The 22,864-nt window shown below is 65.7% G+C and carries 22 protein-coding genes; 5 read left to right on the forward strand and 17 right to left on the reverse strand.

Features of this window, described 5'->3' with window-relative positions; all coding sequences use genetic code 11:
* Window positions 1-23: 23 nt before the first annotated feature.
* The 17 genes from OG976_RS13075 to OG976_RS13155 all read right to left on the reverse strand — a co-directional run bounded on the left by OG976_RS13075 (window position 24) and on the right by OG976_RS13155 (window position 16,940).
* On the reverse strand, window positions 24-1,163 hold the full coding sequence (locus OG976_RS13075) for a GGDEF domain-containing protein (RefSeq protein ID WP_328362853.1): 1,140 nt from the start codon (window positions 1,161-1,163) through the stop codon (window positions 24-26).
* A gap of 222 nt (window positions 1,164-1,385) precedes the next feature.
* Complete coding sequence (locus OG976_RS13080; protein WP_328362856.1) at window positions 1,386-1,886, reverse strand: DUF4262 domain-containing protein; 501 nt, start codon at window positions 1,884-1,886, stop codon at window positions 1,386-1,388.
* 98 nt (window positions 1,887-1,984) lie between these two features.
* Window positions 1,985-2,425 (reverse strand): pyridoxamine 5'-phosphate oxidase family protein, encoded by a 441-nt coding sequence (locus OG976_RS13085; RefSeq protein ID WP_328362859.1) that lies wholly within the window; start codon window positions 2,423-2,425, stop codon window positions 1,985-1,987.
* Between the two features lie 29 nt (window positions 2,426-2,454).
* On the reverse strand, window positions 2,455-3,057 hold the full coding sequence (locus tag OG976_RS13090; protein WP_328362862.1) for a CIA30 family protein: 603 nt from the start codon (window positions 3,055-3,057) through the stop codon (window positions 2,455-2,457).
* 44 nt (window positions 3,058-3,101) lie between these two features.
* A complete protein-coding gene (locus tag OG976_RS13095) occupies window positions 3,102-3,452 on the reverse strand; it encodes a cupin domain-containing protein (protein WP_328362865.1) in 351 nt (116 codons plus the stop codon).
* Between the two features lie 27 nt (window positions 3,453-3,479).
* On the reverse strand, window positions 3,480-5,093 hold the full coding sequence (locus OG976_RS13100) for an arylsulfatase (RefSeq protein WP_328362868.1): 1,614 nt from the start codon (window positions 5,091-5,093) through the stop codon (window positions 3,480-3,482).
* A 321-nt stretch (window positions 5,094-5,414) separates the two neighbouring features.
* Entirely contained in the window at window positions 5,415-6,476 is a 1,062-nt protein-coding gene (locus OG976_RS13105) for a GGDEF domain-containing protein (RefSeq protein WP_328362871.1), read from the reverse strand.
* A gap of 104 nt (window positions 6,477-6,580) precedes the next feature.
* On the reverse strand, window positions 6,581-7,813 hold the full coding sequence (locus tag OG976_RS13110; protein WP_328362874.1) for an ankyrin repeat domain-containing protein: 1,233 nt from the start codon (window positions 7,811-7,813) through the stop codon (window positions 6,581-6,583).
* Between the two features lie 308 nt (window positions 7,814-8,121).
* Window positions 8,122-9,501 (reverse strand): replicative DNA helicase, encoded by a 1,380-nt coding sequence (dnaB, locus tag OG976_RS13115; protein WP_328362877.1) that lies wholly within the window; start codon window positions 9,499-9,501, stop codon window positions 8,122-8,124.
* Window positions 9,502-9,982: 481 nt separating this feature from the next.
* A complete protein-coding gene (rplI, locus tag OG976_RS13120) occupies window positions 9,983-10,441 on the reverse strand; it encodes a 50S ribosomal protein L9 (protein WP_328362880.1) in 459 nt (152 codons plus the stop codon).
* A 17-nt stretch (window positions 10,442-10,458) separates the two neighbouring features.
* Window positions 10,459-10,716, reverse strand: a complete 258-nt coding sequence (gene rpsR, locus OG976_RS13125) for a 30S ribosomal protein S18 (RefSeq protein WP_328362883.1) — start codon at window positions 10,714-10,716, stop codon at window positions 10,459-10,461.
* Between the two features lie 55 nt (window positions 10,717-10,771).
* Window positions 10,772-11,272, reverse strand: a complete 501-nt coding sequence (locus OG976_RS13130; RefSeq protein WP_328362886.1) for a single-stranded DNA-binding protein — start codon at window positions 11,270-11,272, stop codon at window positions 10,772-10,774.
* Between the two features lie 76 nt (window positions 11,273-11,348).
* A complete protein-coding gene (gene rpsF / locus OG976_RS13135; protein ID WP_003931678.1) occupies window positions 11,349-11,639 on the reverse strand; it encodes a 30S ribosomal protein S6 in 291 nt (96 codons plus the stop codon).
* A 110-nt stretch (window positions 11,640-11,749) separates the two neighbouring features.
* Window positions 11,750-12,388: a DJ-1/PfpI family protein gene (locus OG976_RS13140; RefSeq protein ID WP_328362889.1), complete on the reverse strand. Its 639-nt coding sequence runs from the start codon at window positions 12,386-12,388 to the stop codon at window positions 11,750-11,752.
* A complete protein-coding gene (locus OG976_RS13145) occupies window positions 12,357-14,006 on the reverse strand; it encodes a glycosyltransferase family 87 protein (RefSeq protein WP_328363524.1) in 1,650 nt (549 codons plus the stop codon). Before OG976_RS13145 ends, OG976_RS13140 begins: the two co-directional genes overlap by 32 nt.
* Window positions 14,006-16,516: a transglycosylase domain-containing protein gene (locus OG976_RS13150; protein WP_442930481.1), complete on the reverse strand. Its 2,511-nt coding sequence runs from the start codon at window positions 16,514-16,516 to the stop codon at window positions 14,006-14,008. Before OG976_RS13150 ends, OG976_RS13145 begins: the two co-directional genes overlap by 1 nt.
* Window positions 16,509-16,940 carry a DUF5318 family protein gene (locus OG976_RS13155; protein ID WP_328362892.1) on the reverse strand — a complete coding sequence of 144 codons (432 nt, stop codon included), beginning with the start codon at window positions 16,938-16,940 and terminating at the stop codon, window positions 16,509-16,511. The genes OG976_RS13150 and OG976_RS13155 overlap by 8 nt, the downstream gene beginning before the upstream one ends.
* Window positions 16,941-17,052: 112 nt before the next feature.
* Here OG976_RS13155 and OG976_RS13160 point away from each other — a divergent pair, with 112 nt between their 5' ends.
* The 5 genes from OG976_RS13160 (at window position 17,053) to OG976_RS13180 (ending at window position 22,851) form a co-directional block, all read left to right on the forward strand.
* Complete coding sequence (locus tag OG976_RS13160; protein ID WP_328362895.1) at window positions 17,053-17,910, forward strand: DUF1707 SHOCT-like domain-containing protein; 858 nt, start codon at window positions 17,053-17,055, stop codon at window positions 17,908-17,910.
* A gap of 109 nt (window positions 17,911-18,019) precedes the next feature.
* On the forward strand, window positions 18,020-18,565 hold the full coding sequence (locus OG976_RS13165) for a PadR family transcriptional regulator (RefSeq protein WP_328362898.1): 546 nt from the start codon (window positions 18,020-18,022) through the stop codon (window positions 18,563-18,565).
* A 51-nt stretch (window positions 18,566-18,616) separates the two neighbouring features.
* On the forward strand, window positions 18,617-19,726 hold the full coding sequence (locus OG976_RS13170) for an inositol-3-phosphate synthase (protein ID WP_328362901.1): 1,110 nt from the start codon (window positions 18,617-18,619) through the stop codon (window positions 19,724-19,726).
* 61 nt (window positions 19,727-19,787) lie between these two features.
* Window positions 19,788-20,714, forward strand: coding sequence for an alpha/beta fold hydrolase (locus OG976_RS13175; RefSeq protein ID WP_328362904.1), 927 nt, complete (start codon window positions 19,788-19,790; stop codon window positions 20,712-20,714).
* Window positions 20,715-20,778: 64 nt separating this feature from the next.
* Window positions 20,779-22,851: a PhoX family protein gene (locus OG976_RS13180; protein ID WP_328362907.1), complete on the forward strand. Its 2,073-nt coding sequence runs from the start codon at window positions 20,779-20,781 to the stop codon at window positions 22,849-22,851.
* Window positions 22,852-22,864: the final 13 nt, after the last annotated feature.

Raw genomic sequence — 22,864 nt, forward strand, 5'->3', positions numbered from 1 at the left:
CGACCGTCTGGCAACGCCCGTTGTCAGTTCGTCAAAGGACGAGGTGCTCGTACGTGGATCGCTGAGTTGCCTCCGCGGCGCTTTGCGTCGAACATCGCTTGATCGGCATGCCCGATGATCGTTTCCAACAATGTGGCTGGATCGCTCTCCAGTGCGGCGAATTCGGCCACCGCGACACTGGTGACGCCCACGCTCGCAGTAATCGGAGGGTGATCGTCGGGCGCGGCAACCGCGGAGAGCACCTGCTCGGTGACGTGTTGTGGGTGGCCAGGTTCGGTGAGATCGACGATGACGAATTCCTCACCACCTACGCGGGCAACCAACGCACCGCCGCGAACCGCGGACTTGATCCGTCGTGCGCTGCGGATCAGGACCTCGTCTCCGACAGCATGGCCAAAGCTGTCGTTGACGGCTTTGAACCGGTCCAGGTCGACGACCATCACCACGATGTGGGCGTCTCGGGAACTGCCGCCGGTGACGAGGTCGCCGAGATGCAGGTGCAGTCCGCGCCGGTTCAGCAGCCCTGTCAACGGATCGATGACCGACTTCTCTGCGTCGTGACGCAACGCCCAGATTGCGGATTGGACACCCAACGGTGTCCCAAGTACTAGCGCCAGCGGGACAAGGGCCGTCGCTGCCAACTCGACGACTTCGACCTGCGCTTCGATGCCGATTCGCGCCACGAAGACGGCCGTCGTGATGAAGGCCCAAAAGATGTGGCCCGCAAGCACTTTCGGGCCGTCGAAGAACACCAGGTACACCGACAGCATGGAGAAGAAGGCGAGCCCGAACGAGGCCAGCACCCAGTTTGCGTCCAGCCAAACCATCGTGGTAATCGCGAAGTCAGCGGAGAAGACGAACAGCACCGACATCCGCCGCGAGGGCCACGTCCGGAAACACCACACCCACGACCAGAAAGCCTGGACCGCAACAAAGAACGCTACGGCCACCCGCGAGGCGATAGTGCTCGCGGACGGCAACAGGATCGCGGCGGAGAGCACCGCGTCGAGTCCCGTTCCCAAACCGATCAGGACTTGCACCGCACCCGACATCGCCCGCCTGAAGTAATGCACCTGCGTGGCGTAGTCGACCGGCTCGCGCCACCACTCGCCGATGATCCGGTGGAACGCGCCAACGCTTCTCAAACTGGCGAGCAATTCCACCTCCCCGGCTGTGCCGTGCGGCCGTCCACCGATGACACTACCGACCCTGGCGACGACTGCTCACCGGTCGGAGGCGCTGGCGCGGCACGTGCCGGCACCGGCGTCATCCACGTCGATCGACCGACACCCTGCCTGCTGTGGGCAGGCGAGGTCCTTCGCCGCGGATCTCCGTCATCGTCAATTTCGGCGGACTGTCGATATGGGACGGCGATTCGCTCTGATTCAGGCAGCTGTATTCGGCCACTCCGCACGCGGCCCCAGGACGGGCTGGCGACGACGGCCATGGCCCCAGCCTGCCGTCCACGGAAAGCGTCCGTTGTTATCGGCCCATACCAATTGCAGCGCAAGGATCTTCGAGCCGAATAGCTCGACAGCGAATCTCATGTGGACATCGGGGTGCTCCACCTGAGCTACCTCGATAAGGAACCGATCTTGGAAGTCGATGTGCATCGCCGGCGCAAGCACGACGCCGTCGTCGACAATCATGTGCGCGATCGAGTTGAGTACTCGACAGGAGACCTCGGGGGACAGGCCGGTCATCAACAGTTCCGGGAGACCGCGGGCGTGCAGCCCGACCGTGTACGCCAACGGTCGCTTGTCGCTTTCGACGTACTGAACCGCCCAGCCGTGGTCCTCGATCGTCGCGCGCAGCACCTCCAGGTACTCCTCGTTGGTGCCGTCCGGATTGTCACAGCGCCAGCACATCGCGGCTCCCTTCGTCATGGATACCGCCAGCATGCGCGCAGCCTCCGACAGATTCCGCGGGCTCGGTCGGTCGACGAGTCAGCGCAGCAGGTTGCCTTCGACGACGATCGGCCGAGCTAAGCCTGGTCCGACGTCGGGTTTCCGTAATCCCACGACCGCGTTCGCACCGGGGTCACGCGGATGTAGGCGGCGCCCGGTCGGGGTGCGCTGGGCCATTCGGACTCCGGCACGCCGCGCGCCCGAGCACCTTCCCTGGCCAGCTCCAGCGCCTCCCCTGGTTCGCGGACAATGCGGGCGCGGCCCTGGATCATCACGCCGCGGATGTCTGCCATCGTCGAGCCGTCTTCGAGCAAGACACTCACGTTCGGGTTGCTTTCGATGTTGGCCAGTTTGCGGGTGCCATCTCGCACACCCATGATGATGTCGCGGCCGAGGCGGAAGTATCCCAGGGGTACGGAGTGCGGGAAGCCATCCGTCTCGATGGTGGTCAGTATTGCCCAGCCCGGGCGGCTGTCGAGATACGCCGCAACTTCGTCGTCAGTGAGTTTTCTTGGCACGACACGAGTTTAGGCGCCCGACGGACTCCTCAGCGTGACGTGTCGATGACACTGACGACGAGTTGGAACGGGCCTTCCTGCTTATCGAGGATGTAGATCCCGACCCTGTTGATGGCCGACGGGTCCAGCGGCGGCGCCGGTACGGGATCGAGGAACCTGCCCACCGACTCGAAGCCGCCGACGGGCAGGTCGTAGGTCCGCAGGACGCCGGCCTGGGTGGAGAAGCGCTGGATATAGGACCAGGGCTGCCCCGTTTCCACCTTCAACACGTAGGTCTTGCCGTCGCCCAGTGCGCGCACGCTCAGCGACGTTGCACCTGCTGCCCGAGCCCCGATGTCGGGATCGACCGGACCGCGGGCTGAGGCGAATCCACCGTTGTTCTCCAGTGAGATGTTGCCCGAGAACACGAGTCCGCCGTCGCCGAAGGTGACCGTCGAGGTCGACCGGCCGCCCATGACAGGATCGTTCACCGTGGTCCAGGCGGCGACCGCGGCGGGATCACCGAGGTCGACGAGGACCGCTTCGTCAGCCCGCGCGATAGGCCCGGCGTTCCCGAACGACAGGATCAGTGCCGCCACGCACGTGATCGCCAAGCCTGTCCGCACCCGCCACTGGCGTTGGTTACTCTCCATCTCCCCAATGTAGGCGCGTCGGCGAGCCGCTCAGGCCGCCATCGTCAGTCGGTGGGCGTCACGAGGATGGCGAAGACTTTGCGGACCGTCTCGTCGACGTTCCATTCGCCGCTCCACCCGTCCGGGAACCACCGCACGGCCCCGGGTCGGATCTCCCACGACCCATCACTGTCGGTGATCCAGCCGTGCCCGCTGACGAAGTGCATGAGTTCGCCAACGCCGTCTTTACTGGATTTCCATGAACCCGGCGTGCATTCCCACACGCCGAGTTGGCTGACCGAGTCCTCGTGAAGCATCAGCCCACGTTCATGGGGGCTGCCGGTGATCGGGTCCGCCTTGGGGCCCCAATCTTCCAGTTCCGCGTCGGCCGCCAACAGCGGGTCAATAGTCCTCATTGCTCCTGGCTCCAATCCGATGCTCGGTCACAGCGCCTCCACGTCGACCTCGAAGAGCGACACGGGCCCGATGATCACGCCGTTCTCCTCAACGTAGCGGTCCCACAGCTCGATCAAGTCGGCCAGTTTGTCGGGTCGGGAGGCGGCCTGGTCGTGAACCTCGCCGGGATCGCGTGAGAGGTCATAGAGCTGCCAAGTGCCCGGGCCGTAGGGCGCGGGCAGGTGCAGCGCCTTCCAATCGCCCTGGCGAATAGCACGGCGGCCGAACAACTCCCACCCAGTGCCGGTCTCGGCGTCGTGCACCATGGCCGTCTGTCCCGACAGGTAGGGCACCATCGATCGGCCGCGCATCGGCTCGACCTCCCTACCCCGGTACGCGGTGCCGGGATGCTCGGCGCCGGCGAGCTCCAACACGGTCGGGGCGATGTCCATGGCGGTGGTGAACGCCGTGCCGATCTCCCCCTGCCGGGAAAAGCCCGGCCAGGTGACGAAGCCCACCACCCGGATACCGCCCTCGCTGGTGAAGGCTTTGTGCAGCCGCGACGGCGCGGTGGCGGCCTGCGCCCAGCGCGGGCCGTACCAGCTGTAGGAGGTGGGGCCGCCGAGGTTGTCCAGGCTGTTGTCACAGTGCTTCGCGACGAATGCGGCGATTCCGGCGCCGCGCAGCGGCATAGCCTCGACGATCGTTCCCTCTGCGCCGTTGTCGGACAGGAAGATCACGACCGTGTTGTCGAGCTCGCCGGTGCCGTCGAGGTAGTCGATCACCCGGCCGATGTTCCAGTCCATCCTGTCCACCATGGCGGCGTAGACCTCCATGTTGCGGGCGGACACGGCGCGCTCCTCGTCGGTCATGTCCTGCCATTCGGGGGCGCCGTCGGCCACCACCGGGTGCGGCTCGACATCGGGAGGGCACAGGCCCATTCGGGTCAGCGCCGCCAGTCGCTCCTCGCGCAATGCGTCCGGTCCGGCGTCGTAGCGACCGAGGTAGGTGGCGATGGTTTCCCGAGGGGCCTGCAGCGGCCAGTGGGGCGCCTGGAAGGGCAGGTAGGCGAAGAAGGGCCGGTCGTCGGGGCCCTGCGGACGTTCGCCGAGATACTGCAGCAGCTTGTCGGTATAGGCATCCGACGAGTAGAAGTCCTCCCCTACCGTGACGAACTGATCGTCTTCGGTGAATATCGTCGGCGTGGCCGAGGACCCGCCGCCCCCGCGGGTGCCGTAATGGCTTGCTCCGGCCGGCAACAGGGCGAAGGAGCGGTCGAATCCCCGTGCCCACGGAGACCTGTCGATCGTGCTGCCCAGATGCCACTTGCCCGCCATGAGTGTCTGGTAACCGGCGTCGCGCAGCAGTTCCGGCAGCGCCACGACCCGGTCGTTCAGATACCCCTCGTAGCCGGGGGCGCCGCGGAAATCCGGGGCGGCCATCTCGAGCATGGTGCCGATTCCGGCGACGTGGTGATCGGTTCCGGTCAGCAGCATCGCCCGCGTCGGCGAACAGGCCGGGGCGGAATGGAAATCGGTCAGCCTGATACCCGCGTGGGCCAGGCGATCCAGGTTCGGGGTGTTGATCTCGCCGCCGAAGGCGCCGATGTCGGAGAACCCGAGGTCGTCGGCCACGATGACCAGAAAGTTGGGACGTGTCACGCTGAAGAATCCTGTCACGCGCGAGAAGTAAATCCGCCGTTGATCTCAGTTTTGACCAGCGGCAGTATCTACACGCCGTGTTGCCCCGCCGCTGACGCCGGCGTCTTTTCCACAGGTGGGATCGGAATGAACTGGGGCGTAACGGGTTTCCGGCCGGATCTCCTGTGATCGTGCAGAGTGACGTGAGCCGGTACATACGGCGCCGCTCCGAACGGATCTTCTTCTTGTTGCAGCTTCTCGAGCTTCCTGTTCATTGCCGGCGCTGAGACACGTTCGGACAGGTACTGAACCATCAATGCGCGTCTTCGGTTGAACTGGCGCTCAGAGCTGTCCGTTGTGACAAGACCGGTTTCCGCCGGCACGCTTGGCCTGGTACATGGCATCGTCGGCGGCTCGGATCAGGTCGTCGATGAGCTGCGGGCTAGGGGCGGCCGTGTCACCGTCGAGCGGGGCGCTAGCAGTACCGACACTCGCGGTGACTCGTGCCGGCAAGTCGGCAACGGCCCGGCGCAGCTGCTCTGCGTGGATCTCCGGCGTCGGCTGGCGGGCGACGTCGGCGATGAGGAACTCCTCTCCCCCGGCCCGGCCGATCACCGCGGAGCGACGGCAGGTCATCTCGAGTGCGGCGCTAACCCCGATCAAGGCGGCGTCGCCGGCGGCGTGGCCCTGGGTGTCGTTCAGCTGCTTGAAGTTATCGAGGTCGATCATCGTGATCATCAGATGGGCACCGGTGCCGTGGTGGCGCATCATCAGTTCGTAAACCGAGTAGTGAAAAGACCGACGGTTGTGCAACCCGGTCAGCGAGTCACGACCTGAGCTGCGCAGGTCGACGCGCAAAGTGCTCACCAGCGACTCGATGCCGAACGGCAGGCCGATGTTGAGCGCCACAACGATCGCCACGGCAGCGGCCGCCAGGTAGACATCACCCGTTTTGGCTACGACACGACCGGCCAGCACCGTGGCACAGATCGCGGCCACACCACAGTTGAGAACCACCTCCTGCCGCGTTCGGAAATAGGCGACGAACCCACCGATCACCGAGAACGTCACGCAGCCCATCAACCCCACGTAAGGGTTAGAGAACGACAGGCAGGCCGCGGCGATCGTCGCGGTCGAGGTCAGCGAGAACACCATCGACTGCCGCTGCGTTGGCCAATGCAAGAGGAAGGGCAGCGCCGCGCCCGTCGCCAATCCGGCCGCCACGATGCAGATGCTGGTCGTCAACCGGTTGCCCGGCCCGGCGGGGCTGAAGATCATCAACACTGTCGAACCCGCCAACAGCACGGTGGCGGTGAAGATCATCACCCGCCACAGCCGCTGCAGACCGCGGTCGTACAGGTAGGCGCTGATCCAGTCGTACTGGTCGACATGACGGTCCGGCACACATCCCCACCGAACCATCGCCACTCCCAAAATCTCCCCTGGAACTGCCGCCAACAGTTGCCGTGTCAATCTTGCCAGCGCATCCCGACGTTTGCCGGAGGGGGTCAGCTGGATTGAGTGCGTGCCCGAAGTAGGTCGGCCGCCTCGGTTTGATAGGCGTGCTCAGCCCATCCCAGTGGTGTTGTTCCGTACTGGGTGTCGGTGATGGTCGGGTCGGCACCGGAGTCGAGTAGCTGCCCGATCAGGTGTAGGTCACCGTCCCACGCCGCGTGATGCAGGGGCGTTGCACCCCGCTCGTCACGAACATTCGGGTCATCCGGCAACGACGGGACGACGAGTTCGACGCCGGCCGAATAGATACCGTGTTTGGCCAGTAGGTCAAGGCGAGAAGCGAATCCATGTCCGGCTGCCCAGAGAATCTGTCGCTGCCACATCTGCTCGCGGGTTTCCATCGCATCGCCGAGTCGGCGTTCCCACGGGCTGGGCCCGGCATCGACGAGGCCATGGGCGAACAGCAATTCCAGGTGGGAATCGTCGGGGCGGAACATTCGGTTGTAGAGCGTCTGCTGATCGACAGGATGTGCACCCCGGCGCAGTAGGACGGTGGCCAGAGCTGGGGCGAACGGGTGGCGGGGCTGGCGGCGCGGGCCTTGCTCGCCTTCGCCGAACACCCCGGTCAGTGCGGTGAAGGGTGTCGACATGCCGCACCATAGGTACCCGGCGTTGGGGTCGGCACCGCAGTCCAGCAACAGCCCGGCCGCTGCGAGCACCTCATCCTCGCTGCGGTGCAAAGGGATTCGGGAATAGCACAGGTACAGCAACGGGACCCAGCCGAACGGCCCGCCCGCCGCTGTCGCCAGGTCCGGTCGGGCGCCAATGTGACGTTGGAGTGCCTCAGGGTCAGCCGCTGATGCCGCGGCCCACACATGCCGGTCAACTAAATCCGGCTCAGCGGCGAGCAGGTCGGCGGCAGCCTGTCGCCGCGGTGGGGCATCAGTGTGGTCGTAGCGCAGCGTCGCCAGAGAACAGAACCGATCAGCCTGGCCGAGCGCATCCTCATCGATCGCGCTCGGATCGATGGTCAGGTCCGCGGCGATCTCGAGGTAGTGCACGAGCGCAGGCCAACCGATGAATCCGTATCTGCGCGCCACGATCAGCTGCGCGTCATGCAGTGCGAATCGGTCCGGTGCGCCAACCAAGGCGACATCCGGTCGTGGATGGTGCGCGCGAACCAACTCCACAGCGTCGCGCTTACTGGTGGTGATTCCGCGTTGCAGATGCCGCGCCTCCTCGCGGAGACGGTCAAGTGACGGGTTGCTGGGCAACGTGCTAGCCATGGCAGCCTCCTCTCACACGCCCGCGTCCGCGAGGTCGGGCCGAGAAGAGGTCGGTCACGATTCGGTGATCATCGGCAGGGAGGCTTAGCCCCTTCGAGCGGACATCGGGCGGTCCTGCAACGCCCGACCGATACGCTACCAGCGCGACAAAGTCCCGTACAGATACTCCCCTACACCACAATTGAGTTGGGAGAGAAGCGCTCCAGATCTACCGCGGCGCGTCTCATGGACGCTTCAAACTTGAGATCTGTTTGAAGCCGGCCGTGAGATTCTGAAGCGTGGGGGTGAGGATCTACTACGCTGGCCCGCTACCGCGCCATGTTGGTGAACCGCGACAGATGCAGCTGATGAGCCACGGTCACCGTCCTCGTCGGCCCGGCACGGTGTTTGGCGATGATCAGGTCCGCTTCGCCGCCGCGTGGGTCGTCACTTTCGAAGGCATCCGGCCGGTGCAGCAATATCACCATGTCCGCATCTTGCTCAATGGACCCGCTTTCACGTAGATCCGCCAGCATCGGCTTCTTGTCGGTGCGCTGTTCCGGACCACGGTTCAGCTGGCTCATCGCGACCACCGGAACTTCCAGTTCCTTCGCCAAAAGCTTGATCTGCCTTGAGAATTCGGAGACTTCCTGCTGGCGTGACTCGACCTTCTTGCCCGAGGTCATCAGCTGCAGGTAGTCCAGCACGATCAGCCGCAGCCCGGCCTTCTGGTGCAGCCGGCGCGCTTTGGCGCGGATCTCCATCATCGTCAGGTTCGGCGAATCGTCGATATACAAAGGCGCTTCGCTGATTTCACTCATTCGCCGTGCCAGCCGGGTCCAGTCGTCGTCACTCATCCGGCCCGAGCGCATGTCGGCCAGCTTGATCTTGGCCTCAGCCGACAGCAGCCGCATGACGATTTCGGACTTGCTCATTTCCAGCGAGAACACGATGCTCGGCAGGCGGTTCTTGATCGAGCACGAGCGCAAAAAATCCAAACCCAGGGTCGATTTCCCCATACCGGGCCGGGCCGCCACCACGATCATCTGCCCGGGGTGCAGGCCGTTGGTCAGCTCGTCGAGTTCGGTGAACCCCGTCGGCACACCCTTGGAAATTCCACCGTTGGAGGCGATGGCGTCGATCTCGTCCATCGTCGGCTGCAACAGCTGCTCGAGCGGGATGAAGTCTTCGGCCGTGCGCCGCTCGGTGACGTCGTAGATCTCGGCCTGGGCGCGGTCGACGATCTCGTCGACGTCGGCGCCCTCGGCCCCGGCATAGCCGTACTGCACCACCCGGGTGCCGGCCTCCACCAGCCGGCGCAGCAGCGCCTTCTCGGCGACGATGCTGGCGTAGTACCCGGCGTTGGCCGCCGTGGGCACCGTCGAAATCAGCGTGTGCAAGTACGGCAGGCCGCCGATCCGGCGCAGCAGTCCGCGCCGGTCCAGCTCGGCACCGACGGTGACGGCGTCAGCGGGCTCACCGCGGCCGTAGAGGTCCAGGATGGCGTCGTAGACGTTCTGATGGGCGGGCCGGTAGAAGTCCCCCGGGCGCAGCTTCTCGAGCACGTCGGCGATGGCGTCCTTGCTCAGCAGCATGCCGCCCAGCACCGACTGCTCGGCGGCGAGGTCCTGGGGCGGCTGCCGCCCGAAGTCCTCGCTGGGCGGAGGAGCGCCCATCCCGGCCTGACCGAGATCGTCAACTACCGCCATCGAGTAACCCCCACCTCCTCGCCGTGTGCGAACGCGCGTTCGATCTGCTGTCCAGATTTCTACCCCGGGGTACCGACAAGGCCGGTCGTCGCGAGGATTGGTCTGCACCGCAGAGCCATCACGCTAGACGTTGCTAGGAGCACCGCAACCCCAGCCTGTTCATGAACCTGTTGATGGTTTGGGTATAGCTGGGGACAACGGTGTTGAGGCGTTGGGGAGAACCTGTGGATCACTGTGTACTTATGCACCATCTGCCCAGTTGAGCGCACAGTAGCCCCACACATGTTCTGTGGATGGCAAGTTGTGCGGCGTGTCGGCCCAGGTTGCGATCCCGGGCGTGTTGTATTGCCGCTACTTATGCGCCAGGTTAACGGACGGTTAGGTTAGCTGTCGCTCAATGATCGGCAGAAGTTCGCCAGCAGACAGCAATTCCCCGGGGGCAGCCGCTAGGGCCGCCACCCGGGGAAATTGACGCTGGTGGCTAATTCGCCGCGACGACGTCGACCGTCACGTCGACGTTGACCTCGGGGTGCAGGTGCACTCCGACGGTGTGGCTGCCGATGGCCTTGATGTGCGTCTTGGGCAGCTGGACGGTCCGCTTGTCCAGGCTCGGGCCGCCGGCCTTCTTGATGGCGCCGACGATGTCGTTGGCGGTCACCGAACCGAACAGCTTGCCGGAGTCGCCAGCGGCCTTCACCGGCAACGAGATCGGGCCCAGGGCATCGATGGCGGTCTTGATCTCGACCGCGTGCTCGCGGTCGCGGATCGTCTTGACCTCGCGGGCACGACGGATCTCGTCAGCCTGCTTCTGCGCACCGCGCGAGGCAAGGATGGCGAGACCACGGGGCAGCAGGTAGTTGCGGCCGTACCCGTCCTTGACCTCGACGGAGTCACCGGCCACACCGAGGTGATCGACCTCGGCAGTCAGGATCAGCTTCATTGTCGTTACTTCCTTGTCTATCGCGCCGACGAGGTGAACGGCAGCAGAGCAACCTCGCGCGCGTTCTTGACGGCGATCGCGATGTCACGCTGGTGCTGCACACAGTTGCCCGTCACCCGGCGGGCGCGGATCTTGCCGCGCTCGCTGATGTAGGTGCGCAGGAGCGCGGTGTCCTTGTAATCGATGTTCTGGCCCTTCTTGGAGCAGAACACGCACTTGCGGGTCTTGACCGGCTTTTCCGGGGCAGGACGCCGCTTCGTGGAGGTTTTGGCCATGAGTCAATCTCTTTCGTTCATTCAATGAGCGCGCACCGGCGCGCTGAAGGGTGTGTCAGAAGGGTGGTTCGTCGTCTCCGCCGGCGAACGAGCCCGACGCCGGGGCACTGCCCCACGGATCGTCGCTGGGCTCAGACGCTGCCGCCGGAGGACGGGAACCGCCGCCACCGCCGCCGCCGAAGCCACCGCCGCGCGAGGCCTTGTTGACCTTGGCAGTGGCGTACCGCAGTGACGGGCCGATCTCGTCGACCTCGACCTCGAACACCGTGCGCTTCTCGCCCTCACGGGTTTCGAAGGACCGCTGCTTGAGCCGGCCGGTCACGATGACCCGGGAGCCACGCGTAAGGCTCTCGGCGACGTTCTCGGCTGCCTCGCGCCAGATGTTGCAGCGCAAGAACAGCGCTTCGCCGTCCTTCCACTCACTGCTCTGGCGGTCGAAGATCCGCGGTGTGGACGCCACCGTGAAATTGGCGACGGCCGCCCCCGAGGGGGTGAACCGCAGTTCGGGGTCGGCGGTCAGATTTCCGACGACGGTGATGGTCGTGTCACCGGCCACTAGGTCCTCCTGGCATAGGCGGGTGGATTTAGTCGCGAGCCTACGTAACGGGTACGACGCTCGCGCAGTTCTCCACTTAGTGCTTGTCGGTCCGCATCACCTTGGTCCGCAGCACCGACTCGTTCAGGTTGAGCTGACGGTCGAGCTCGGACACGGTGGCCGGTTCGGCCTTCACGTCGACGATGGCGTAGATGCCTTCGGCGTGCTTGGCGATTTCGTACGCCAGCCGTCGACGGCCCCAGATGTCGACTTTGTCGACACTGCCGCCGTCTTTCCGGATGACGTTCAAGAACGTCTCCAGAGACGGGGCAACGGTGCGCTCGTCAAGAGTGGGGTCAAGGATGACCATGATTTCGTATGGACGCATGGGAACCTCATCACCTCCTATGGTCGTAGCGGCCACGGTAGTTCCGTGACAGGAGAGTCGCCTGCGTCGGCAACCTGGCTAGGCTACCGGAACGCGGCTGATCAGCGAAATCAGGCCCGGAATCGGTAGTACTCGCCGGCCCGGTCCCGGGTGGCCTGTGATGCCTTCGCCAGCTCACCCGAGTCGAACGGGGGCTGGGGGTCGTACTCGATCATCAGCTGGGCCGCCTCAGCCGCCTGCCGGTCGATCAGCAGCTCAACGAGCCGCAGCGCCATGTCGATTCCGCTGGACACCCCGGCGGCGGTGATGATGCGCTGCGGCAGATGTTCGACGACCCGCTGCGGGGTATAAATCGCGCCGAGTGATTCCAGCAGTTCGGCGCCCCGCCAATGGGTCGCGGCCGTCAGGCCGGTGAGCAGACCGGCAGCGGCGAGCACCAGACTGCCGGTGCACACCGAGGTGGTGAACGTCGTCTGCTGGTGCACCCGGCGAACCCAATCGAGCACCTGGTCGTCGTGGATCAGCTCGCGGGTACCGATCCCGCCGGGGAACACCACCGCATCGGGTTCGGTCACCTCCTCGAACGTGGCGTCACAGATCAGACCGAGCATGCCGTTGTCGCTGCGCACCTCGCCGCGTCGATGTCCCACCCAGATGACGTCGATGGACGGGATCCGCTGCAGCACCTCGTAGGGCCCGACGGCGTCCAGTGCGGTGTTACGCGGGAACAGCGCTATCGCGACTTGCATCCGGAGCTCCTTCGGCCGCGGGCGGGCGGTCGGCCGCCCGCGGGCGCAACCACTGCGGCAACCAGTTCGGGTAGGCGTCCGGGGCCCGATCGAACACCCCGCCGGCCGGGTCGTCGACGCGGCCGCCCCACCGCACGAGGTCGGACTGCGGCCGGTAGATCTGGCGGACGACGAGCACCATCAGGGCGATCACCGCGATATCGCGCAGCAGCACCGTAGCGGTGAACCACTGCTCGGGCAGGCCCTTGTTGGCCTCCCCGTAGAGGTAGAACATCCGAGGCACCCACACCAGCATGTCGATCGTCATCCACGCCAACAGAATTCGCCGGTGCGGCAGCGCCAGCACCGCCAACGGCACCAGCCACAGCGAGAACTGCGGGCTCCACACCTTGTTCACCAACAGGAACGCGGCCACCGTCAGGAACGCCAGCTGTGCCACCCGTGGCCGTTGTGGGGCAGTCAGCGCGATGTAAGCGATTGCCGCACAACACAACAAGAACAGCACAGAGACGACAGTGTTGAGCACCACCGGCGGCTCCCAGAAGCCCAGGCCGCCGTCGAAACCCTCCCACCCGGTGAAGGACTTGACCACGTTGTACAGCGAGTCCATGTCGTCGCCACGACGCGAGTTGAGCCGGAAGAACTCCGACCAGCCGCGCGGGAACAGCAGCATCACCGGAAGATTCACCACGAACCACGCACCCACCGCGGCGACAACCGTCCGCGCGGCGTCGGCCACCCGATCGGAGCGGATCGCCAGCACCACCAGCGGCAGCAGCAGCAGCGCCGGGTACAGCTTGGCCGAGACCCCCAACCCGATCAGGATGCCCGCCAGGACAGGTCTTCGACGCGCCCACGCCAGCAGGCCACCCATCGCCAAAGCCGTTGCCAGGGCATCGAAGTTGGTGAAGATCTGGAACACGAGCACCGGGGATGCCGCCACCAGTGCGGCGTCCCAGGTTCGCCGACCGGCCAACCACGAGGTCGCCCACACGGTCGCCAGCCAGGCCAGTGCCAAGCCGAAGGCGGCGAAGTTGAAGAACATCACCACTTCGGCGATCACCGGAAGCGACATCATCTTCGCCACCGCGGTGTAGGTCTTGGCCAGCGCCATCGACACGTACTGGTAGACCCCGGTCAGCACCGGATACTCCATGTAGCGGATCGCAGGCTTGCCGTCATAGCGGGTCTGCGGCCGGCCGCTGGAGTCCGTCTCGATCCAGCTGGACTTATACGGAAACTTGCCCTGGCTCAACAACTCCGCACCGTAGAGCGGCACGGTATCGGAGTAGCACAGCTCGTAATACGCGCGCTGGTTCTGCCAGTTGGCAACCCGTTTGTCGGGCGGCCCAGTACCGACGGTCTGCAGGCACGGCGCCTTGGTCGACCAGCCCAATGCCAGCACCACCAGTGCCATCAGGAACATGATGCGCAGCGGGGTGAACACCCGGGTGCGCCCGACCATCGAGTGCCTGCCGACCGGTCCGCCGACGGCCTCAGAAAGGGCCGCCCCCAGAGTGTCGGTGCGACTGGGAAAGTCGCGGTCGTCAGCGCTGCGCAGGTCTGCGGCGAGCGGCAGCGGCGACACCGTCGAGCGCTGGTGGCCGTCCCCGTCGATCACGGCGGCGGAGGTGGAGGCGGAACAGTCGCGTTGGGATCCCCCGGCGGCAGCGGCGCTTCCGGCGCAGGCGGGCCCGGCGGCGGATTCGTGATCGTCGTCGGCGGCCCGATCGGGATCGTGATGCCCGGCGCCACTTCGATACTCGGCTGGATCACCGTCTCAGTCGGCGGCGGCGGAACCGTGGTTGTGGGAGGCGGGGGTGGCGGCGGTGCCGGCACGCCGGCATACCCGCCCACCGTCGCGGGTTTGGGGAAGGACTCGACGTCGGTGCCCTTGAGGGCACCGTCCATGGTGGCCTTCCAGATGTCCGACGGAATCCCCGAGCCGTACACCGGCCCGCCCCACTTGTTCACCAAAGGCTGTGCGCCGTCGGTGGTTCCGACCCACACCGCTGTCGACAGCGACGGGGTGTAACCCACCATCCAGGCATCGCGGTTGGCCCCGGTGTCGCCCAGCTGGTTGGTACCGGTCTTGGCGGCCGACGGACGGCCGTTGGCCAGGTTGTGGCCGTTGGACCAGCCGGCGATGGGCTGCATCGCCGAGGTCACGTTGTCGGCGACGGCCTTCTCGATCCGGCGCTCACCGCTGTTGTCCTGCTCGGTGGCGTCGAAGAGAACGTCACCGCGGGAGTTGACGACCTTCTGCACGAAGTGCGGCTTGTGATAGATGCCCGACGCCGCCAGCGTGGCATACGCCGAGGCCATGTCGATCACGCGAGTCTGGTACTGCCCGAGCACGATGCCGTCGTAGGGCGGTCCGCCCTTGCCGTCCTCGGACAAGGTGTGCTCCACACCGGGGAAGCTCTCGGCGATACCGGCCCGGTGGGCGGCGTCAGCGACGTCGGCGGGACCGTTCTTCAGCTTGAGCATCAACCGGTAGTAGCTGGTGTTCAGCGACTGCTTGAGTGCCTCGGCGATATTGCAGGTGCCGCAGCCGCCGCCCTCGACGTTGGTGATGGTGACGCCGTTGAGGTTTACCGGTGAACTGTCGATCTGGTAACCCAGGCCCATCCCCTGCTCGAGGGCGGCCACCAACGCGAAGACCTTGAACGACGAACCCGTCGGCAGTCCGGCCTGGGCGAAGTCGAAGCCCTGGGCGTCCGAGCCCCCGTAGTAGGCCTTCACGCCTCCGGTTTTCGGATCGATCGACACCACCGCGGCACGCATGTCGGGCATTTGACCGTCGAGATACTTCGACACCGCATCCACGGCGGATTGCTGCGCCTGCGGGTCGATGGTCGTGGTGATCTGCAGGCCCTGGGTGTTCAGCGTCTGCTCGTCGATATTAAACAAATCGAGCAGTTCCTTGGTGACCTGGCGCTCGATCAGCCCGTTGGGGCCGGTGGTGATGTTCTCCGAGCGGGCCTGGTCCGGTGGGACGGTGTCCGGGAAGACCTGTTGGGCGCGTTCCTCTTTCGAGAGCGCACCCATCGACACCATGCCGTCGAGTACCCAGTTCCAGCGTGCGGCCGCACCCTCGGGGTCGACTGCGGGGTCCAGCGTCGACGGCCGCTGGATCAGGGCGGCCAACAGTCCGCCCTCGGCGACGGTCAGCTGCTCGACCGGCTTGTTGAAGTAGGCCTTGGAGGCCGCCGAGATACCGTAGGCGCCGCGGCCGAAATAGATGATGTTCAGGTACGCCTGCAGCACTTCGTCTTTGGACCACTCGCGCGACATCTTCGTCGAGATCACGAGTTCCTTGGCTTTACGCACCAGGCCGCCGATGCCGGAGCGTGCGTCGCCGACGAGGGCGTTCTTGACGTACTGCTGGGTGATCGTCGAACCGCCCTGCAGGTCACCGCCGAACAGGTTGTTCTTGATCGCGCGCGCGAAACCCGTCAGGGAGAATCCCGGGTTGCTGTAGAAGTCGCGGTCCTCGGCGGCCATCACCGCGTCGCGCACGTGCACCGGCACCTGATCGATGTTGACGTCGACCCGGTTGCCTTCGGGTGGAACGATTTTCGCCAGTTCAGAGCCGTCACTGGCCAGCAGCGTCGACACCTGGTTGGTACGGATGTCACCGGGCTGCGGCACGTCGACTATCAGGTAGGCCATGCCGAAGGTGAGGATCGGCAACACGATCAGGAGGACGGCGGCCAGCAACGCTGACCGGCGCACCCACTTCCAGGAGATCTGCCGGGAAGGCTTGGGTGGCTGTCCGCCACCAGATCCCCCACCCGGCGGAGGTGGTGGCGGGGGCGGGGGGAACTTCGGCGGCGGCGTGCGGTCCAACGCGGCCTTGACGACGTCGATCGGGTCGCGCAGCAGCGGTTCGGTGTCGTCGCGCACCGGCTCGATGAGAGTGGTCAACCGATCGTCGGGCGGGACCTGACGACGGGGTGCACTGCGGGTCGGGGCCGGGTCGGCGCCCGGCGCCGTGTTCTCACCGGTGGGAATCTTGCTCGTCGGCGTCTCGCTGCTATGCCGGGGCGCGCTGGGCACACCGTCACCCCCTGAACCCGTGGGGATGTCAGAGGCTGGCCGGTCTTGACGCCCTTCGCTATTCACTGGCCGTGCGCGCGCCGGAGCGCGCCGTCTGGGTGCCGCGGCGACCACGTCCGTTGGTGGGACGTGGCGCTCCGAGCACATATGACTTCACCAAGTGATTCCATTCGCAGGTTCGGCATACCTCCACCACATGCACCGCGAACTCGTCGAACTTGGTCGCCAGCAGCACCAGTTCCTCGGCGGAACGGGCCGAGCCCGACACCGCGCCGAGGTGGTCGCCGAATACCCACGACACCAGAGTCAGCGGTTCCTTGCGGCAGATCGGGCACATGACCGAGCTGGTCTTGCCGTGAAATTTGGCAGCCCGTAGCAGGTAGGGGTTGGCGTCACAGACTTCGGTGACACCGGTGCGACCGGAGTACACCTCGGCCAGCAGGGAACGTCGCCGAAGGGCGTAGTCCACCACCTGTCGCTGCAGTCGCACGGGGACCAGAGTACGTGGGCTCTCTGAGCACCGGCGGGTAACCGGCCCCCGGGTCGGCCGGTTTACCTATCTGTCCTGCGGTGTTGGGCGGCGAACTCCTACGATCATCGACGTGGCGACCACCCAGACCGCAAGCACCCGCGCCAAAGACACCGACCGCAACGACATCTGCCAGATCCTCGACACCGCGCTGTCGGAGGGACAGCTGTCGATGGCCGAACACGGCGAGCGAGTCAAGGCCGCCACCACCGCGATGACATTGGGAGACCTGCGCGCGCTGGTGTCGGATCTGCAGACCGGAAATGCGCCGGTTCAGCTGCCGACGCTGAAGAAAGCGCGCCTGGCCATGCCGTCGACGGGCGGCGGCTGGGGAATCCGGGCCGCGGTGGCCGGCGTGCTGGTGCTGTTGGGCATCGGTATCGGCTGGGGCCTGTACGGCAACACCCCGTCGCCGCTGAACTTCACTTCCGATCCCGGCGCCAAGGCCGATGGAGTGGCGCCCGTCGTACTCACCCCGCCGCGGCAGTTGCAGTCGCTGGGAGGGCTCACCGGTCTGTTCGAGCAGATGAAGAAGAAGTTCGGCGACACCATCGGCTACCGGCTGGTGATCTACCCCGACTACGCCTCGCTGGACCGCCCCGACCCGGCCGACGACCGCCGCACGCTGAACTACTCCTATCGCGGTGGCTGGGACGATCCCAGCACCGGGTCCAAGGGCAGCGACGCCGTGGCGGTGGACCTAGCCAAGTTCGACACCAAGGCGGTGATCGGCGTGTTGCGCGGTGCGCCCGAGACGCTGGGAATCAAGCCCGCCGAGGTCAAGAACACCTACCTGATCGTCGACCCGAGCGGTGACCCCACCGCGCCGGGCACGGTGTCGATCTCGATCTATGTGTCCAGCGATTTCGGCAGCGGCTACCTCGAGCTCAACCCCGACGCTTCGGTGAAACGAATCAGCTACCCGTCCTGACCTGCCTCGCCCTGCTGGTGCGAGCCCTCGATTGGCGCCGTATATATCGCTCCGATACAGTTTGCGGAGGTGTCGAAGCACCGTAACGGTAAGCACAGGAGGTGACCGGATGCTTGAGCTGGCGATCCTGGGTCTCCTCCTGGAGTCCCCCATGCACGGCTACGAGCTGCGCAAGAGACTGACGGGCCTGCTGGGGGCGTTCCGCGCCTTCTCCTACGGCTCGCTGTACCCGGCTTTGCGCCGGATGCAGGCCGACGGGTTGATCGCCGAGGACGCCTTGCCTGCCGGAACCGCGGTGTTGCGCCGCGCCCGACGGGTGTATCAGCTCACCGATACCGGCCGAGCGCGGTTCACCGAGCTCGTCGCCGACACCGGACCGCAGAACTACACCGACGACGGCTTCGGCGTGCACCTCGCGTTTTTCAACCGCACACCGGCCGAAGCGCGGATGCGCATCCTCGAGGGGCGTCGTCGCCAGGTGGAGGAACGGCGGGAAGGCCTTCGTGAAGCAGTTGCGCGGGCCAGCAACTCGTTCGACCGCTATACCCGGCAACTGCATCAGCTGGGTTTGGAGTCCAGCGAGCGGGAAGTCAAGTGGCTCAACGAGCTGATCGCCGCGGAGCGGGTCGCACAGACGCACCCGGACCAGGCCTGAGTCCACAGAACCTGAACAACAGCCAGATGAAGTACAAGAAGGAGAACGTCCATGACTGAGCACCAGGCGCCAGGAACGTCGACGGATGTGCGGGTCGCCATTGTCGGCGTGGGTAACTGCGCATCCTCGCTCGTCCAGGGCGTGCAGTACTACCAGGATGCCGACCCCAACTCGGCCGTCCCCGGCCTGATGCACGTCAAGCTCGGCCGGTACCACGTCCGCGACGTGAAGTTCGTCGCCGCGTTCGACGTCGACGCCAAGAAGGTCGGCTTCGACCTCTCCGAGGCCATCTACGCGTCCGAGAACAACACCATCAAGATCGCCGACGTGCCGCCGACCAACGTGGTGGTACAGCGGGGACCGACGCTGGACGGCATCGGTAAGTACTACGCGGAGACGATCGATCTCTCCGACGAGCAGCCCGTCGACGTGGTGAAGATCCTCAAGGACAACAAGGTCGACGTCATGGTGTCCTACCTGCCGGTGGGCTCCGAAGAGGCCGACAAGTTCTACGCGCAGTGCGCCATCGACGCCGGTGTGGCCTTCGTCAACGCGCTGCCGGTGTTCATCGCCTCCGACCCGGTGTGGGCCAAGAAGTTCGAGGATGCCGGCGTGCCGATCGTCGGCGACGACATCAAGAGCCAGGTCGGCGCGACCATCACCCACCGCGTGATGGCCAAGCTGTTCGAAGACCGCGGCGTCACCCTGGATCGCACGTACCAGCTCAACGTCGGCGGCAACATGGACTTCAAGAACATGCTCGAGCGCGAGCGTCTGGAATCCAAGAAGGTCTCCAAGACCCAGGCCGTGACCTCCAACCTGACCGGTTCGCTGGCGGGCAAGATCGACGACAAGAACGTCCACATCGGCCCGTCGGACCACGTCGCATGGCTCGATGATCGCAAGTGGGCCTACGTCCGCCTGGAAGGCCGCGCCTTCGGTGACGTGCCGCTGAACCTGGAGTACAAGCTCGAGGTGTGGGACTCGCCGAACTCGGCGGGCATCATCATCGACGCTGTGCGTGCGGCCAAGATCGCCAAGGACCGCGGTATCGGCGGCCCGATCATCCCGGCCTCGGCCTACCTGATGAAGAGCCCGCCCAAGCAGCTGGCCGACGACGTCGCCCGCGAGCAGCTCGAAGAGTTCATCGCCGGCAACTAGCCGCCATCGACGAAAACTGCGGTCGGATCGTTCTCGCGATCCGACCGCAGTTTCGCGTTAGATGGACCCCGTGATCACAGACGACGAACTGCTCGGGCTTGACGAGTTCGCCCTGCTGCCGGAGAACGCCGAGCAGGCCGGGGTGAGCGCACCACTGCCACAGGTGCAGCGCATCGAGCGCGGCGCGATCAGCGCGATCCGCTGGGGTTCGGCCGATTCACCGCACCGCGGTGGCGACCCGGTGCGGGTGGTGTTCCTGCACGGCGGCGGGCAGAACGCCCACACCTGGGACACCGTGATCCTCGGGCTCGGCGTGCCCGCACTGGCGATCGACCTGCCCGGGCACGGCCGCTCCGCCTGGCGCGAGGACGGGGACTACGGACCCAAGCTCAACGCCGTGGCCGTCGAACCGGTGATCCGAGAACTCGCTCCGCAGGCCGACCTCATCGTCGGGATGTCGCTGGGTGGTCTTACCGCCATGCGGCTGGCTGCCACCGAGCCGGAACTGGTGCGCAAGCTCGTCATGGTCGACGTCACCCCGTCTGCCCCGGAACGCCACGAGCAGATGACCAAGGCCCAGATGGGTACCGTCGCGCTCGTCAAGGGCGACCGCACCTTTCCCGACTTCCGGTCCATGCTGGACATCACCGTGGCCGCGGCACCGCACCGCGATCGGAACTCGTTGCGGCGCGGTGTGTTTCACAACTCCAAGCAGAACGACGACGGTACGTGGACATGGCGCTACGACACCTTCCGCAAGGGTGAGGGGTTCGAGGGCCTCTGGGACGACGTCCCGAAAGTGACCGCTCCCACCACACTGATCCGCGGGGCGAACTCGTTCTTCGTCAACGACGACGACGCCGCCGAATTCGCCCGCAGCGCACCGGGATTCCAGTCAGTGCACGTGGTGGCCGACTCCGGCCACTCGGTTCAGGGCGACCAACCGCGCGCCCTGGTGGCGCTGCTGCGCGACGTGCTGGATAGCTGACGGCTTTCCCTGTTGTTCATCAGCTGATTCCCAGCTGATTGCCAGCCTGCCATAGCGTTACCGCATGGCTCTGGTCCCCCTGAATCTGCTTGTCAGCCATAGTGGTCGTTCGTCGCGCCAGCACGTGACCTGCCGCTACAAGTGTGGTGATGCGTGCTCGCAACCGGCGCCCAACACCAGTGACAACGAGTACTTCGGCGACATCGTCCGCCAAGCGGTGTCGCGGCGTTCGGTCCTGCGCGCCGCGGGAGTGGCGGTGCTGGCCGTCGGCAGCGGTTCGGCATTGGCGGCCTGCGCGGACGACGGCAAGCCTGTCGTCGGGGCGACGTCCTCGACGACACCTGCCGTCGCGCCCCCCGGAATGAACTTCACCGCGATTGCACCCAACAAAGACGACGCCGTCGTCATACCCGACGGCTACCGGCAAGCTGTCGTCATCAGCTGGGGTGACCCGGTGCTACCCGGTGCACCGAAGTTCGACGTCAAGAATCAAAGCGCCGCATCGCAACGCCAGCAGTTCGGCTTCAACAACGACTTCGCCGGGCTGCTCCCGATCGAGGGATCCCCCGGCCGCTATCTGCTCGTCGTCAACCACGAATACACCACCGAACGGTTCATGTTCCCCGGCTACGACGAAAAGCAGCCCACCCGAGCACAATTCGAGACCGCGCTGGCCGCACACGGACTGTCCGTCGTTGAGGTCAAACGCACCGACAAAGGGCTCGAGGCGGTGGCGGGCCCCTACAACCGCCGCATCACCGGCGACTCGGCCTTCACCCTCACCGGCCCCGCAGCGGGCAGCCCGTTCGTCACGACTGCCGGCGACCCGACGGGGCGCACCATCACCGGCACTCTCAACAACTGCTCGGGCGGAGTGACGCCGTGGGGCACCGTGCTCTCCGGTGAGGAGAACTTCAACGCGTATTTCGGAACCGCCGAAGGCGCGCAGGCAGCCAACCCGGTCGAAGCCGACCAGTGGAAGCGCTACGGCATCAAACTCAAGCCCAGCGAACGCAAGTGGGAGACGTTCGACCCTCGGTTCGACCCCACCAAGACGCCCAACGAAGTCAACCGGTTCGGCTATGTCGTGGAACTGAATCCGTGGGACCCGAAGTCGGTTCCGGTCAAGCACAGCGCCATGGGCCGCTTCAAGCACGAGGCCGCCAACATCTACGTGACCACCGACGGCACGGTCGTGGCCTACAGCGGTGACGACGAGCGGTTCGACTACATGTACAAGTTCGTGTCGAGCAAGAAGATTCAGCCCGGCCGCGACGCGGCGGCACTCGCCCAGAACATGACGATCCTCGATGAGGGGACCCTGTACGTGGCGAAGTTGTCCAGCGACATCCCCGCCTCCGAGATCGACGGTTCGGGAACCCTGCCCACGCAGGGTTCCTTCCGCGGGTCGGGCACCTGGATCGCGCTGCTGCGCTCGGGTCCCGACGGCGCCGCCGAATCGCTCGTCAGCGGAATGACCGCCCAGGAAGTCGCCGTGTTCACCCGGTTCGCGGCCGACAAGGCCGGCGCCACCAAGATGGACCGCCCGGAGGACTTCGAGGCCAACCCAGTCAGCGGCAAGCTCTACGTCGCCCTGACCAACAACGACGAACGCGGTGCCCCGGGCAAGGCCGCCGCCGACGCGGCCAACCCCCGCAACGACAACAAGAACGGCCAGGTCCTCGAGATCACCGATGACCACGCCGGGACCTCGTTCACCTGGGACCTGCTGCTGGTGTGCGGAGACCCCGATGCCGCCGACACCTACTACGGCGGATTCGACAAGACCAAGGTCAGTCCCATCTCCTGCCCGGACAACCTCGCGTTCGACTCGCACGGCAACCTGTGGATCGCCACCGACGGCAATCAACTCGGCTCCAACGACGGGCTTTTCGCGGTGGCCCTCGACGGGCCGAACCGCGGCGAGACGAGGCAATTCCTCACCGTGCCCATCGGGGCGGAGACGTGTGGTCCGGTCGTGCTCGACGATCTCGTCACGGTGTCCGTCCAGCATCCCGGCGAACACGACGACAACAGCATCGACGACCCGCTGTCGACCTGGCCGGAGGGAGGCAACGGAACCGCGCGCCCCTCAGTGGTCGCGGTGTGGCGGGACGGCGGGAATATCGGTGTCTGAGACGACGTACGGT

The sequence above is a fragment of the Mycobacterium sp. NBC_00419 genome, from assembly GCF_036023875.1.
GTDB lineage: Bacteria > Actinomycetota > Actinomycetes > Mycobacteriales > Mycobacteriaceae > Mycobacterium.

What these genes read in the sequence shown, in the direction of transcription:
- OG976_RS13080 (WP_328362856.1), bottom strand. Translation starts at nt 1,886, where the DNA reads ATGACGAAGGGAGCCGCGATGTGCTGGCGCTGTGACAATCCGGACGGC.
- OG976_RS13090 (WP_328362862.1), bottom strand. Translation starts at nt 3,057, where the DNA reads ATGGAGAGTAACCAACGCCAGTGGCGGGTGCGGACAGGCTTGGCGATC.
- OG976_RS13095 (WP_328362865.1), bottom strand. Translation starts at nt 3,452, where the DNA reads ATGAGGACTATTGACCCGCTGTTGGCGGCCGACGCGGAACTGGAAGAT.
- OG976_RS13110 (WP_328362874.1), bottom strand. Translation starts at nt 7,813, where the DNA reads ATGGCTAGCACGTTGCCCAGCAACCCGTCACTTGACCGTCTCCGCGAG.
- dnaB (WP_328362877.1), bottom strand. Translation starts at nt 9,501, where the DNA reads ATGGCGGTAGTTGACGATCTCGGTCAGGCCGGGATGGGCGCTCCTCCG.
- rplI (WP_328362880.1), bottom strand. Translation starts at nt 10,441, where the DNA reads ATGAAGCTGATCCTGACTGCCGAGGTCGATCACCTCGGTGTGGCCGGT.
- rpsR (WP_328362883.1), bottom strand. Translation starts at nt 10,716, where the DNA reads ATGGCCAAAACCTCCACGAAGCGGCGTCCTGCCCCGGAAAAGCCGGTC.
- rpsF (WP_003931678.1), bottom strand. Translation starts at nt 11,639, where the DNA reads ATGCGTCCATACGAAATCATGGTCATCCTTGACCCCACTCTTGACGAG.
- OG976_RS13140 (WP_328362889.1), bottom strand. Translation starts at nt 12,388, where the DNA reads ATGCAAGTCGCGATAGCGCTGTTCCCGCGTAACACCGCACTGGACGCC.
- OG976_RS13165 (WP_328362898.1), top strand. Translation starts at nt 18,020, where the DNA reads ATGCTTGAGCTGGCGATCCTGGGTCTCCTCCTGGAGTCCCCCATGCAC.
- OG976_RS13170 (WP_328362901.1), top strand. Translation starts at nt 18,617, where the DNA reads ATGACTGAGCACCAGGCGCCAGGAACGTCGACGGATGTGCGGGTCGCC.
- OG976_RS13175 (WP_328362904.1), top strand. Translation starts at nt 19,788, where the DNA reads ATGGACCCCGTGATCACAGACGACGAACTGCTCGGGCTTGACGAGTTC.
- OG976_RS13180 (WP_328362907.1), top strand. Translation starts at nt 20,779, where the DNA reads ATGGCTCTGGTCCCCCTGAATCTGCTTGTCAGCCATAGTGGTCGTTCG.